Annotated in this window: 11 protein-coding genes; 3 read left to right on the top strand and 8 right to left on the bottom strand. The window is 73.7% G+C overall.

The genetic code is table 11. From position 1 onward, the window contains the following. From FXF52_RS18825 to eno, 3 genes are all read right to left on the bottom strand, one after another. Window positions 1-558 (bottom strand): DUF501 domain-containing protein, encoded by a 558-nt coding sequence (locus FXF52_RS18825; RefSeq protein WP_148798324.1) that lies wholly within the window; start codon window positions 556-558, stop codon window positions 1-3. 88 nt (window positions 559-646) lie between these two features. Then, entirely contained in the window at window positions 647-1282 is a 636-nt protein-coding gene (locus tag FXF52_RS18820) for a septum formation initiator family protein (protein ID WP_148798322.1), read from the bottom strand. A 29-nt stretch (window positions 1283-1311) separates the two neighbouring features. Beyond that, window positions 1312-2595, bottom strand: a complete 1284-nt coding sequence (gene eno, locus FXF52_RS18815; protein WP_148798320.1) for a phosphopyruvate hydratase — start codon at window positions 2593-2595, stop codon at window positions 1312-1314. 232 nt (window positions 2596-2827) lie between these two features. Between eno and FXF52_RS18810 the strand changes: the two genes are divergently transcribed. Then, window positions 2828-3523 (top strand): hypothetical protein, encoded by a 696-nt coding sequence (locus FXF52_RS18810; RefSeq protein ID WP_148798318.1) that lies wholly within the window; start codon window positions 2828-2830, stop codon window positions 3521-3523. After that, window positions 3520-4464, top strand: coding sequence for an NAD(+) diphosphatase (locus FXF52_RS18805; RefSeq protein WP_255472097.1), 945 nt, complete (start codon window positions 3520-3522; stop codon window positions 4462-4464). Before FXF52_RS18810 ends, FXF52_RS18805 begins: the two co-directional genes overlap by 4 nt. Window positions 4465-4532: 68 nt before the next feature. Here FXF52_RS18805 and FXF52_RS18800 read toward each other — a convergent pair whose 3' ends face one another. The 4 genes from FXF52_RS18800 to mfd form a co-directional block, all read right to left on the bottom strand. Beyond that, window positions 4533-6152: a DUF885 domain-containing protein gene (locus FXF52_RS18800; RefSeq protein WP_148798316.1), complete on the bottom strand. Its 1620-nt coding sequence runs from the start codon at window positions 6150-6152 to the stop codon at window positions 4533-4535. A gap of 89 nt (window positions 6153-6241) precedes the next feature. Then, entirely contained in the window at window positions 6242-7252 is a 1011-nt protein-coding gene (locus FXF52_RS18795; RefSeq protein ID WP_148798314.1) for a nucleoside triphosphate pyrophosphohydrolase, read from the bottom strand. A gap of 2 nt (window positions 7253-7254) precedes the next feature. Next, window positions 7255-8004, bottom strand: a complete 750-nt coding sequence (locus tag FXF52_RS18790; RefSeq protein ID WP_148798312.1) for a hypothetical protein — start codon at window positions 8002-8004, stop codon at window positions 7255-7257. Window positions 8005-8060: 56 nt separating this feature from the next. After that, the gene (gene mfd / locus FXF52_RS18785) at window positions 8061-11705 is read right to left on the bottom strand and encodes a transcription-repair coupling factor (protein WP_148798310.1); all 3645 of its coding nucleotides are present in this window, start codon (window positions 11703-11705) and stop codon (window positions 8061-8063) included. A gap of 252 nt (window positions 11706-11957) precedes the next feature. Between mfd and FXF52_RS18780 the strand changes: the two genes are divergently transcribed. Further along, entirely contained in the window at window positions 11958-12872 is a 915-nt protein-coding gene (locus FXF52_RS18780) for a cyclase family protein (RefSeq protein WP_148798308.1), read from the top strand. Window positions 12873-12893: 21 nt separating this feature from the next. Here the strand turns inward: FXF52_RS18780 and FXF52_RS18775 are convergent, their stop codons facing one another. Beyond that, on the bottom strand, window positions 12894-13499 hold the full coding sequence (locus FXF52_RS18775) for a PadR family transcriptional regulator (RefSeq protein ID WP_148798305.1): 606 nt from the start codon (window positions 13497-13499) through the stop codon (window positions 12894-12896). Between the last annotated feature and the right edge of the window lie 78 nt (window positions 13500-13577).

Below are 13577 nucleotides of genomic sequence, written 5' to 3'. Positions count from 1 at the left end.
TCACTCCGCCGCCGGGACGTCCACGCACGGGCCGGCCGCCCACCACTTCTCCACCAAGGCGAGGGTCTCGTCGCCGAACGGGTTGACCCCCGGCCCGGCGGCGAGCGCGTGCCCGAGGTGGACGTGCAGGCATTTCACCCGCCCGGGCATGCCGCCGGCCGAGATGCCGGCGATCTCCGGCACCTGGCCGATCGCCTCCCGGCGGGCCAGGTAGTCCTCGTGCGCGGCCCGGTAGCGGGCGGCCAGCTCCGGGTCGGCGGCCAGCCGCTCGGCCATCTCCTTCATCAGCCCGGCCGACTCCAGCCGGCTGCACGCGGCCGTCGCCCGCGGACAGGTCAGGTAGAACAGCGTCGGGAAGGGGGTGCCGTCGGCCAGCCGGGGCGTCGTCTCCACCACGTCGGGCAGGCCGCACGGGCAGCGGTGGGCCACTGCCCGGGTGCCGCGGGGCGGGCGTCCGAGCTGCGCGGCCACCGCGGCCAGGTCGGCCTCGGTGGCCGGTTGCCGCTCCGGAGGGGGTACGGAATCCGCCGCCGGATCCTGCGGTGGTACGACGCTCACGGTGACGCCTTTCGTTCGCGACTGCGGGGCTCGCAGAACCGGCTCACTCCTCGCGCTCACGGATGCCTGTCTCCTGCTCGGGTGGTGCCTACTTTTCCGGGCGCTCGGCGTTGGCCGCCTGCACGCTGGACCACAGCGTGTCGTACCAGGGATCCGGTGGCTTCGGCGGCCCCGGCTTCGCACCCTTGCCGGCGTCCCGGGCGGCCCCCTCCGGGTCGGAGAGCACCACCAGCAGCGTCTCCCCCGGCCGCCCCATGAAGAAGCGTTCCCGGGCCTGCGTCTCGATGTACGCCGGGTCCTGCCACTTGGCCGCCTCGGCGGTGAGCTCCTCGATCCGCTTGCGCTGGTCGGCCTGGGAGGCCTCCATCCGCTGGATGTCCGCCTGCTGGTCCAGGTAGACCCGGACCGGATAGGTGTACGCCAGGGCGAGCGCGATCAGCACCGCGAAGAGCACGGTGGCGCGCCCGGTGAAGCGCCGGGGTTGGGGTGCGGTGAGCCGCTTGACCGTGCCACCGGCGGCGGTACGCCGCGCCGCCGCGGGACGGCTCGCGGAGCGTACGCCGTCGGTGCCGCGGGCAGCGGCGGACGACCGGCCGGCGGTACGCGGCTCGGCGCGCACCCCGCCCTCGCGGACGGACGGCCGGATCCGGGCACCGCCCGGCCGGCCGGCCTGGCCCGGCCGACGGGCGGGACGCTGACCACCCGGTGTGCGGCGCTGCTGCATCGTCACACCCCTCCCCCGGAGCTCTCCGCTCAGGCCGAACGGTAGCGCGGGAACGCGCCGGCGCCGGCGTACCGCGCCGCGTCGGCCAGCTCCTCCTCGATCCGCAGGAGCTGGTTGTACTTGGCGACCCGGTCGGACCGGGCCGGGGCGCCGGTCTTGATCTGGCCGCAGCCGGTGGCGACCGCCAGGTCGGCGATGGTGGTGTCCTCGGTCTCGCCGGAGCGGTGGCTCATCATGCACGTGAAGCCGGCCCGGTGGGCCAGGTCGACCGCGTCCAGGGTCTCGGTGAGCGAGCCGATCTGGTTGACCTTCACCAGCACCGCGTTGGCGGCCTTCTCGGTGATGCCCCGGGCGATGCGCTGCGGGTTGGTGACGAAGAGGTCGTCACCGACGATCTGGATGCGCTCGCCGAGCGCCGCGGTCAGCGTGGCCCAGCCGCTCCAGTCGTCCTCCGACAGCGGGTCCTCGATGGACACGATCGGGTAGTCGCCGACGAGCTTGGTGTAGTAGTTGCTCATCTCCTCGGCGGTCTTGGTGGCGCCCTCGAAGGTGTAGGTGCCGTTCTCGAAGAACTCGGTGGCGGCAACGTCGAGGGCGAAGACGATGTCGGTGCCCAGCCGGTAGCCGGCCTTCTCCACCGCCTCGGCGATCAGGTCCAGCGCGGCGGCGTTGGTCGGCAGGTTCGGGGCGAAGCCGCCCTCGTCGCCGAGGCCGGTCGACAGGTCCTTCTTCTTCAGCACCGACTTCAGCGCGTGGTAGACCTCGGCACCGGAGCGCAGCGCGTCCCGGAAGGTGGGCGCGCCGATCGGCGCGATCATGAACTCCTGGATGTCGACGTTGGAGTCGGCGTGCGCGCCACCGTTGAGGATGTTCATCATCGGCACCGGCAGCAGGTGCGCGTTCGGGCCGCCCAGGTAGCGGAAGAGGCTCAGCTCGGCGCTGCCCGCGGCGGCCTTCGCCACGGCCAGGGAGACGCCGAGGATCGCGTTGGCGCCCAGCTCGGCCTTGTTGTCGGTGCCGTCGAGGTCGAGCATCTTCTGGTCGATCAGCCGCTGCTCGCTGGCCTCGTACCCGATCAGCTCGTCGACGATCTTGTCCTCGATGTTGGCGACCGCCTTCTCGACACCCTTGCCCTGGTAGCGGTCCTTGTCACCGTCGCGCAGCTCGATCGCCTCGAAGGCGCCGGTGGAGGCGCCGGACGGCACCGCGGCGCGGGCGATCGTGCCGTCGTCGAGCCCGACCTCGACCTCGACCGTCGGGTTGCCCCGCGAGTCCAGGATCTCCCGGGCGACGATTCCCTCGATGGTTGCCACTGAGTCGCTCCTCGTTTGTGTGTTCCGGTCCGGTATGGGCCGCGACGGTGCGGCTGAGGCAGGTGTTGAACGCAGCGTATCGGGCGACGCCGGGACCCACCTCGCGGCCCGGCGCGCCGCGACGCTCGGTGACGACTCGCCCGATGCCGCCACGACGGACATTCCCGAATTCCCGGGCGTCAACCGGCAACGAGTTTGCGAGAGGTTGCCCCGATCGACAAGGCTGTGCGGCATGCCCGCCGCCTCGACGACTCTCCGCGTGCTCGCCGCCTCGGTCATCGCGTCGCTCTCGGTCACCGGCTGTCAGACCCTCGACGACGCCGGGGTCGCGCTCGGGCGGGCCGACCTGGTCAACGACCTCACCGCCCGGATGGACCGGGCACTGGAACAGACCTGGGCGGCCGACTACCAGCTCCCGGGTGGCCGCGTCGCCTCGATCGCCCAGACCGTGAAGCCGCTCCGCTCGTCGTACACCTGGCCGGACGGCAAGATCACGGTTACCCAGCAGGCGGTGACCCGCTGCGCGACCACCGGCGGGCGTACCTCCTGCGAGGTGTCGCCGCCCGTGCTGACCGCCGGCAAGCCGTCGGTGATCGTCTACGCCGACGCCCGCCAGCACGGCCTGGTCACCCCGCCGGCGGTGATCCGGCTGCTGACCGACGCGGCCCTCGACCAGGCGGCGACCATCGAGCAGACCGACACCACCCTGGCCGGCCGCCACGCCACCTGCGTCGACGTCACCCGCGCCGGTGAGCACTTCACCGCCTGCGTCACCAACGAGGGGGTGCTCGGCAGCTTCACCGGCACCCTCGATGGCAAGCCGGCGGAGATCACGCTGACCCGCTACACCGACGCCGTCGAGGCGGCCAGCTTCGACGTGCCGGCCGGGGCGAGCGTGGTGGACCGCCGCCGCCCCGAGACCTCGTGACCGGGCGGCCCGAGGAAGCCGCTGCCGCGCCCGGATCCCCGGCCGGGACCGGCGCGCCGGCCGGGAGCGACGCGCCTGCCCCCGGCGCCCTGACCCGCCGGGCTCGGGCGGGCGGGGGTGGATTCGTCCCGGGCGCCGACCCGGGCCGGCCCCCGGCGTCCGGCGACCTGGCGTTGCCGGTGGCCGGACGGAAGCTGCTGACCGGCCCGGACGGGCACCTCTCCCGGATCGGTGACCTGCCCGCCGGCCTCGTCTGGGTGCCGGTGGGCACGCTGGACGGCGTGCCGGCCTGGGCGGCCGAGGCGGCCGACGCCGAGGCGCTGCCCGGGCGCTGGCGCGGCTGGCGGGGCATCGCCGCCGAGCTGCCGGAACCGCTGGCCGCCTTGGCCGGGCGGGCCCTCGCGGTGGTCACCTGGCGGCGTACGCACCGGTGGTGTGGGGCGTGCCGGACGGAACTGGCCGACGTGCCGGGCGAGACCGCCCGCCGCTGCCCCGGCTGCGACCTGACCGTGTTCGTGCCGCTCTCGGTCGCCGTGCTGGTGGCGATCACCCGCCTCGGCCGGGCCGGCGGGCCCGACGAGCTGCTGCTGGTACGGCACGCGTACGGGCCGACGGAGCTGTGGGCGCTGGTGGCCGGCTTCGTGGAGGCCGGCGAGTCGCTGGAGGCGGCCGCGCACCGGGAGGTCGGCGAGGAGGTCGGGCTGGCCATCGGGCGGCCCGCCTACGTCGACAGCCAGCCCTGGGCCATGTCCGGGCCGGGCACCCTGCTCGCCGGCTTCACCGCCCCGGTGACCGACCCGGCCGCCGAGCCGGTGGTCGACGCGAAGGAACTCACCGAGGCCCGCTGGTTCCCGGTGGACGCGCTGCCGGCGGAGCTGCCGCCCGCGTACTCCCTCTCGCGCTGGCTGATCAACGCGGTCGCCGCCCGCCCGCGAGGCTGAACCGGGACGCGGCCGCCCGGTCAGACGGCGGTCGCCGCCCGCCCGGCTGCACCGACGCAACCGTCCGGTCAGATCCCCAGCAGGGTACGCAGGTGGCGCGGGGGCGGGCAGTCGTGCGCGAGCATCGCGTCGTGCCACTCGCGGACCGACACCCCTGCGGGCCGGGCGCGGGCGATGTCGGCCAGCTCGCTGTAGCCGACGAAGTAGGTGGAGAGCTGGGCGGAGGTGAGCAGCGCCCGCCGCCACTTGCCGGCCGCCTCGCCCTCCTCCTGGAAGCCGCGCCCGGTCATCAGCGCCATCGCCTCCGCCTCGGGCAGCTCCTCGCAGTGCACGAGCTGGTCGAGCAGCGCGTTGATGGTCATCCGGAGCTGCATCTTGAGCTGCTGGAGGCGGACCGGCAGCCCGCCGAACCCGAGGCCGACCATCAGCTCCTCGGTGTAGACGGCCCAGCCCTCGACGAACACCCCCGACTCGGTGAGCGGCCGGACCCGGGTCGGTCCGGCGTACCGGCGGGCGTGGGCGAGCTGGAGGAAGTGCCCGGGCATCGCCTCGTGCACGGTCAGGTTGCGGATCATGTGGTCGTTGTATTCGCGGTAGAACGACTCGACCCGCTGCGCCGGCCAGTCCGCCGGGGTCGGCGCGATGCAGTAGAAGGTCGGCACGTCCGCCGTCTCCAGCGGGCCCGGCGAGTCGCAGTAGGCCACCGCCACGCCCCGGGCGAACTCCGGCATCTCCTGGATCACGCACGGGTCGTCCAACAGAGTGACCAGGTCGTGCGCGCGGACGAAGTCGGTCGCCTCGTCCAGCGTGACCGAGGCCAGGTCCACGATGGTGGCGTCGTCGGGGTGCTCGGCGGCGAGCAGGTCCAGCGCCCGGCGTACGGTCTCGTCGTCGGCCGGGCCGCCGACCAGCTCGACGGCCGCCTCGCGGATCTCCGCGGTGACCCGGTCCAGGTTGTCCCAGGCGCGGCGCTGGACCTCGGCGGCGCTCAGCTCCGTGTCGAGGGTGTGCCAGAGCCGGGCCTCCCAGCGCCGCCGGCCCAGTCGAGGGTCGCGCCCCGGCCCGGAATCGGCGGCGAGGCCCATCCGCAGCCAGGCCACGAACTCCTCCAGCGCGGCGATCGCCGCGGTGGCGGCCGGCTCCACCCGGGCGTACATCGCCGGCGCCTCGGCCAGCAGCCCGGGCAGCTCGTCGCGGATCAGCGCCGCCGTGCCGGTGAACTGCCCAACCGCCGTCTCGGCGTGGATCCGCGGCATGTCGCGCAGCGTCGCTCGCGCGGTCGCCAACGCGTCGGGCACGGCCGCCAGCCGCCCGGCCAGGGAGGTCAGCCGCTCCTCGGCCGGCGCGAACGGGCGGGCCAGCAGGGCGTGCAGCAGCGGGCCCGGGTTGTGCCGCAGCGGGTCCCACTCGTCCGCGCGGATCTCCGCCGCCTCGAACAGCTCCCGGTCGACCAGGCTGCTCAGCAACGCGTGGTCCACCCGCTCCTCGACGTCCAGCGAGTCCGGGTCCAGCTCCGAGAGCGCGTCGGCCGCGTCCCGGAGCATCGCCTGGTCGGCGGCGCGGGCGTCGGCGGAGAGGTCGGGCAGGCGGTCGTCGTAGCGGTGGTCCCCGGCCGACGTGGCCAGCCCGGGCCGGCTCTCCAACAACGCCTCGACGATCCGCTCCGCCAGCGGCACAAACGCTTCCACGCCCCGACCCTACCGATCTCCACCGACGTTCTTGTTGATCATGAAGTTGTTGTCGGCTGTCGCGGCGTGTCGCGACAACAACTTCATGGTCAACCCGACTGGTCGGGGGCGGGGTGGGTGGGGGTGGGGTGGGTGGTTTCGGCGGCGCGGACGGCGTCGGCGTAGGCCAGGGTGGTGCGGCGGAGGGCGGCCTCGGGGTCGATGCGGGCCTGGCGGGCGGCGGCGACCGTGGCGAGCAGGCTGGCGCCGAGGCGGGCCTCGGGGCCCACCTGGGACTCGGCCAGCGGCGGTGGCACGGCTAGCCCGATCCGCCCGGCCCGGTCCAGAATCTTCGCGGCGAGCGCCAGCGCCGGCTGGCTCAGCGCGATGCCGTCCAGCACCGACGCCCGCGCCTTCTCGGCCCGCTTGATCCGCTCCCAGGCCGCCTCGATCTCCTCGATCGAGCCGGCCTGCTCGCCGGAGAAGACGTGCGGGTTGCGCCGGACCATCTTGTCGACCAGGCCACCGGCCACGTCGTCGACCGTCCAGCGCTGCCCCTCCGGCAGCTCCTCGGCGAGCCGGGCGTGCAGCAGCACCTGGAGCAGCACGTCGCCCAACTCCTCGCGGAGCGCGTCGGTGTCGTCGGCGCTGATCGCGTCGTACGCCTCGTAGCACTCCTCGAGCAGGAAGCCGGCGAGGCTGCGGTGGGTCTGTGCCCGCTTCCACGGGTCACCGCCGGGGGAGGCAAGCCGGTCCATCACCTCGACCGCGTCGAGCAGCCGGGCGCCCGGCGGGTCCCAGGACCCGTACATCAACTCCAGCTCGGCCAGGCCCGGCTCGCGGGCCAGCCGCAGCCCCAGCTCCCGGGCCAGCGCCTCGTCGCCGGCCGGCCCGGCCAGCCAGACCGCGCTGCCGTGCGCGGCCACCGCGTCGAGCAGGGCCTGGGTGGCGCCCTCCGCCACCACCGTGACTTCGGCGCCCGCCGCCCGGACCGCCCTGGTCAGCTCGCTCTCCGCGCCGGCGAGAACCGGCGCGGAGCGTACGACGTCCCAGGCGGCCGCGGTCAGCAGACCGGCCGGCAGCCGGGGCGAGGTGACCAGCAGGACGATCCGCGCGGTCATGCTCAGGGTGTGACCGCGCCGGCCGACTCGGAGACCTCCGGCTCGGGCTTGGAGACGTCGGTCACCGCGTCGGACCCGGGCTCGCCCAGCGGCACGCTCACCGCGGCCTGGCCGGCGGCGAAGCTGAGCAGCGGGATCTCCAGCGGACGGTAGCGGGGGCTGACGCTCACCTGGTAGTCGGCGACCGCCTTGGCCAGCACCTTCTTGCTGCCCAGCGCCCCACGCAGCTGGTCTCCGTCGAGCTGGGCGGCGGCCTGCTGGATGGTCACCTCGGCCGGGATCACCCCGGCCGCCTTACCGGCGGTGACCAGCTCGACGAGGTCCTGCTCGGTCGGCGCCACCGGCTCGGCGGCGGGCAGGGAGTTCATGCAGGTGGTCAGCTCGGCCACCCGCTCGGCGTACGCGGTGTCGGCGGGGACGCCGAGCTGCGGGCCGACCTGGTCCGCGGTGATCTGCTGCTGCGGCTGGTAGCCCTTGTCGTCGGCGATCCGCTGGCACACGTCGAGCAGCACCAGGTTGCTGACCACCTGGTTGCGGGACGGCATCCGCAACCCGTTCGGCGCGGCCTGCTCCGGGCTGGCGCTGGGCGTGGACTGCTCGGCCCGCAACTCGTCGAGCAGGCGGGTCACCGCATCCTCGGTGATCCGGTGGTCACCGACGTAGGCGGCGACTCCCGGCTCGGCACGGCAACCGGCGATGGCGACGAGACCGACCGCCACACTGGCGGCGGCGATGAGACGGCGAGCACGCATGACGGCCACTCTCTCATGCCCGGCAGGCAGCTGTGACGCCGCCCACCCGGATGGGCTCACCGCGCCCCCGCGCCGGCCGGTTCCGCCGCGATCGGCTCGCCCAGCACATCCTTGAGGAGCTGGGCGCACCACTCCAGCAGCGCCTGGTCGCGCAGCGGCTCGCCGCCGACCCGGCGAGTGCTCGGCCGGGGCACGCTGACCTGGTCGAGCGCCTGCTTGTAGACCGAGTCCGGGTGGTAGCGCTTGAGCCGCAACTGCTTGGAGTCGGGCAGCGGCAGCGGGCTGAACCGGATGTGCTTGCCCTGCATCGACACGTCGGTCAGGCCGTACCGCCGGGCCAGCAGCCGGAACCGGGCCACCGCGACCAGGTTCTGCACCGGCGCGGGCGGCTCGCCGTAGCGGTCGGTCATCTCGGCGACCACCTCGCGCAGCCGCTCCTCGTCGCGGGCCTCGGCGAGCTTGCGGTACATCTCCAGGCGCAGCCGTTCCACGCCGACGTAATCGTGCGGCAGGTGCGCGTCGACCGGCAGGTCCACCTTGACCTCGGTCTCCTCCTCCGCGTGCTCGCCCTTGAAGGCGGAGACCGCCTCGCCGACCATCCGGACGTACAGGTCGAAGCCGACGCCCTCGATGTGGCCGGACTGCTCGCCGCCGAGCAGGTTGCCCGCGCCCCGGATCTCCAGGTCCTTCATCGCCACGTACATGCCGGCGCCCAGTTCGGTGTGCTGGGCGATGGTGGCCAGCCGCTCGTGCGCGTTCTCGGTGAGCGGCTTGTCCGCGGGGTAGAGGAAGTAGGCGTACGCCCGCTCCCGGCCGCGGCCGACCCGGCCCCGGATCTGGTGCAGCTGGGACAGGCCGAGCAGGTCGGCCCGCTCCACGATCAGGGTGTTGGCGTTCGGGATGTCGATGCCGGACTCCACGATCGTGGTGCAGACCAGGACGTCGAACTCCTTCTCCCAGAAGCCGACCATCACCTTCTCGAGCGCTTCCTCGCTCATCTGGCCGTGCGCCACCGCGACCCGGGCCTCGGGCACCAGCTCGCGGAGCCGGCGGGCCGCCCTCTCGATCGACTCGACCCGGTTGTGCAGGTAGAACACCTGGCCGTCGCGGAGCAGCTCGCGGTGCACGGCGGCGGCCACCTGCCGCTCGTCGTACGCCCCGACGGCGGTCAGCACCGGGTGCCGCTCCTCCGGCGGGGTGGCGATGGTGGACATCTCCCGGATCCCGGTGATCGCCATCTCCAGCGTGCGCGGGATCGGGGTGGCCGACATGGCCAGCACGTCAACCGAGGCGCGCAGGGTCTTCAGGTGCTCCTTGTGCTCGACGCCGAAGCGCTGCTCCTCGTCGATGATGACCAGGCCGAGCTGCTTGAACCGGGTGGCCGCTTGGAGCAGCCGGTGGGTGCCGATGACGATGTCGACGGTGCCGTCGGCCACCATCGCCAGGGTCTGCTCGGCCTCCTTCGGCGTCTGGAACCGGGAGAGCTGCCGTATGGTGATCGGGAATTGGCTCATCCGCTCGGCGAAGGTGTTGTAGTGCTGCTGCACCAGCAAAGTGGTGGGCACCAGCACGGCCACCTGCTTGCCGTCCTGCACCGCCTTGAACGCCGCCCGGACCGCGATCTCGGTCTTGCCATAGCCGACGTCGCCGCAGATCAGCCGGTCCATCGGGACGGTCTGCTCCATGTCCCGCTTGACCTCCTCGATGGCGGCCAGCTGGTCCGGCGTCTCCTGCCAGGGGAAGGCGTCCTCCAGCTCCCGCTGCCACGGGGTGTCCGGGCCGAACGAGTGCCCCTTGGACGCCTTGCGGGCGGCGTAGAGCTGGATGAGCTGAGCGGCGATCTCGCGGACCGCCTTGCGGGCGCGCGCCTTCGACTTCTGCCAGTCCGAGCCGCCCATCTTGTGCAGGGTGGGCTGCTCGCCGCCGACGTAGCGGGAGAGCTGGTCGAGCTGGTCGGTGGGGACGAAGAGCCGGTCGCCGGGCTGGCCGCGCTTGCTCGGGGCGTACTCGATGACCAGGTATTCCCGGGAGGCGCCGTTGACCGTGCGCTGCACCAGCTCGACGTACCGGCCGATGCCGTGTTGCTCGTGCACCACGTGGTCGCCGGCCTTGAGCTCCAGCGGGTCGATGGTGTTGCGCCGCCGGCTGGGCAGCTTGCGCATGTCCCGGGTGGAGGCGCCCCGGCCGCCCGTCACGTCGTTGCCGGTGAGCAGCACGAACCGGGACGCCTCGTCGGCGAAGCCGGCGGTCAGGCAGCCGCAGGAGACCAGCAGCTCGCCGGGGGCGGGCGCGGCCGGCACCTCCTCGATGAACCGGGCGCCGAGCCCGGCGTCGCGGAGCACCTCGACGGCCCGCTGGGCGGGACCGTGCCCCTCGAAGACCAGCGCGATCGACCAGCCCTCGCCGGCCCAGCGCTTGAGGTCGTCGACCACCCGGGCGGTCTCCCCGTGGTAGAGCGGCGCCGGCTGGGCAGCCAGGGTCACCGCGATCGCGTCGTCGGGGGTGACGTCGACCTCGGTGGGCTCGTCCTCCCACGGCTGCCGGGTCGGCGCGGCCTCCGCCTCGGTTAGGCCGAACGGCGCGAGGGTCCACCAGGGCTGGCGCAGGGCGCGGGCGGCCGTGCGTACGTCGGCCAGGGTCCGGAATGCGGCGGCGCCCAGGTCGACCGGGGCCTGGCCCCCGACGGCGGCCGCGGCCCAGCTCGCCTGGAGGAACTCCTCCGAGGTACGCACCAGGTCGTGCGCCCGAGTACGGATCCGCTCCGGGTCGCAGAGCAGCACGTGGCTGCCGGCCGGCATGCAGTCCAGCAGCAGCTCCATCGAGTCGGCGCCGATCAGCGCCGGGGCAAGCGACTCCATCCCCTCGACCGGGATGCCCTCGGCCAGCTTGTCGAGGATCTCGGCCAGCTCCGGATGCTCCTCGGCCAGCGCGGCGGCCCGCCGGCGCACCGCCGGGGTGAGCAGCAGCTCCCGGCACGGTGGCGCCCAGAGCTGCGGAACCTGCTCGATGGTCCGCTGGTCGGCGACGGCGAAGGTGCGGATCTCCTCCACCTCGTCGCCCCAGAACTCGACCCGGGACGGGTGCTCGTCGGTGGGCGGGAAGACGTCGAGGATGCCGCCCCGGACGGCGAACTCGCCCCGCTTGGTCACCAGGTCCACCCGCGCGTACGCCATGTCGGTGAGCCGGCGGGCGACCTCCTCCAGGTCCGCCTCGTCACCGGCGGTGAGCTGCACCGGTTCCAGGTCGCCGAGCCCCTTGAGCTGCGGCTGCAGCAGCGACCGGACGGGCGCCACCACCACCCGCAGCGGCCCCGTCCGCCCGTGCGCGTCGGCCGACTCCGGGTGCGCCAGCCGGCGCAGCACGGCCAGCCGCCGCCCGACGGTGTCGGAGCGGGGCGAGAGCCGCTCGTGCGGCAGCGTCTCCCAGGACGGGAAGACGGCCACCTGTTCCGGCGGCAGCAGGCTGCCCAGCGCGGACGCGAGGTCCTCGGCCTCCCGGGTGGTGGCGGTGACGGCGAGCACCGGACGCCCGGCGCCGCCCACCGGCTCGTCCGCGGCGACGGCCGCCACCGCGAACGGACGCAGCGCGGCCGGCGCGGTGATGTCGAGGCCGTCGACCTGCGCGGCACCGGAGCGCGCCAGGTCACGCGCCCGGGCCAGCCCGGGGTCGGCCAGGGCGGCGGAGAAGAGTCCGGTGAGCATGAGTGATCACTTCCAGGAGGTCGACGCACGGCGACGACCCCGCGTCCAGCCGGACGGGGGGTGCACCGTTCGAGACTATCCCCCTCCCGAGACATTCCGGGTGGTGCCCGACGCCACCGGTGGGGGCGGGAGGCTGCCCGGGGGCGCCACATCGGCGAGGTGGCGGTATCCCACGCCGAGCACACCGCCAACTCGGCGAGGTGGCGGTGCCCGGATCTTGACCACGGCCGGCGGGCGTGGTGCGGTGACGGCATGGCAGGTGAGTACCGGGCGGTCTTCGACGCGGAGGTCGTCTTCGTCAACGGCGGCGGGTTGCGGACCGAGGGATTCCGGCTGGACGTCCCTGGCCCGGAGGTCGACGACGCGACGCTGGGCACGCTCCTGGTCCGGCATCTCGGGCTGCTAATGGTGGGCGAGGTGCGGATCACCAACAAGACGGTCGTCGAGGAGCCGCACAAGGGCGGCCGGGGAGTCGCCGTCCCGGCGGGCGACGGCGGCCGGCGCCTGGTCGAGTTGAGTCACGTGATCACCGACGGGATGACCACGCTGCCCGGCTGGCCGGCGCCGCGGATCACCGACTGGCTGACCCGGGAGGCGTCCCGCGCGAACTACGCCCCGGGCGTGGAGTTCCACGTCGCCCGGATCGACATGATCGCCAACACCGGCACCTACCTCGACACGCCCGCCCACCGCTGGGCCGATGGGGCCGACCTCGCCGGCACCCCGCTCGACCGCCTCGCCGACCTGCCCGGGATCGTGGTCCGGGTGCCGGCCGGCACCCGGGCGGTGGACGGGCTGATGCTCGCCCCGTACGACGTGGCGGGGCGGGCGGTGCTGCTGCACACCGGGTGGGACGCGCACTTCGGCACCGACCGGTACGCCGGTCCCGACGCACCCCACCTGACCGGCGACGGCGCGGAGTGGCTGGTGGCGGCGGGAGCTGCCCTGGTCGGCATCGACTCGATCAACATCGACGACATGACCGCGGCCGCCGCCGGCGAGCGCCCGGCGCACAGCACCCTGCTCGCCGCCGGCATTCCCATCGTGGAGCACCTGACCGGGCTGGCCGCCCTGCCTCCGGAGGGGTTCCGGTTCACCGCCGCGCCGCCGATGATGGCCGGCATGGGCACCTTCCCGGTCCGCGCCTTCGCCGTCGTCGACGGCTGACCGACCTCCGCTTGGGGCAGGTCAGGCCGGTGCGGAGCCGTCCGACGGCCCGGCCGGCTCAGGAGCTGTCCAGGTGAGCCGGCCGGTACGCAGATCCTCGACCACCGACCGCAGCCACCGCTCCTCGGCGGCGGCCACCGCGTCCAGGTGCTCGTCCTCCAGGTTGAACACCCTGGGCAGGTCGGGGTGCGCGCCCAGCGCGGCGGCCCGCTCGTTCCGGGTCCGCCCAAGGCGCTCGGCCCGCTCCTCCAGCACCTCTGCCGCCTCCGTCGGGCTGAGCATCGCCAGGTGGGACAGGGCCGCCGGGAACTGCGGAAACTCCTGCTTCGGCTCGGCCAGCATCCGCCTCAGCCACTCTCGGGCGACCCGCCGGCCGGCGTCGGTCAACTCGTACACCGTGCGTTCCGGGTAGGCCTGCTCCCGGCCGGTCTCGCGCACCGCGATCAGGCCGTCGGCGTGCAGGCGCTCGATGGTCCGGTAGAGGCTCGCCCGCTGCCCCACGTTGACCACCTGGTCCTTGCCCCACTGCCGGATGAGCCGCTGCACCCCGTACGGGTGCAGCGGCTCGTGGTGCAGCAGGGCGAGCACGGTCAGGGCGAGCGGCGAACTCCGTACGGCGGTCTCCATGACAGCGATCATAGAGCCAGTTGAACTAGTTGACACGGACTAGTTTCACCGCAACTATTCTCCTTGTTACGGACCAAG

This window comes from Micromonospora sp. MP36, from assembly GCF_008119785.1.
Classification (GTDB): domain Bacteria; phylum Actinomycetota; class Actinomycetes; order Mycobacteriales; family Micromonosporaceae; genus Micromonospora.
The sequence above is the reverse complement of the archived record's forward strand: the minus strand, read 5'-3'. Positions and strand labels throughout refer to the sequence as shown.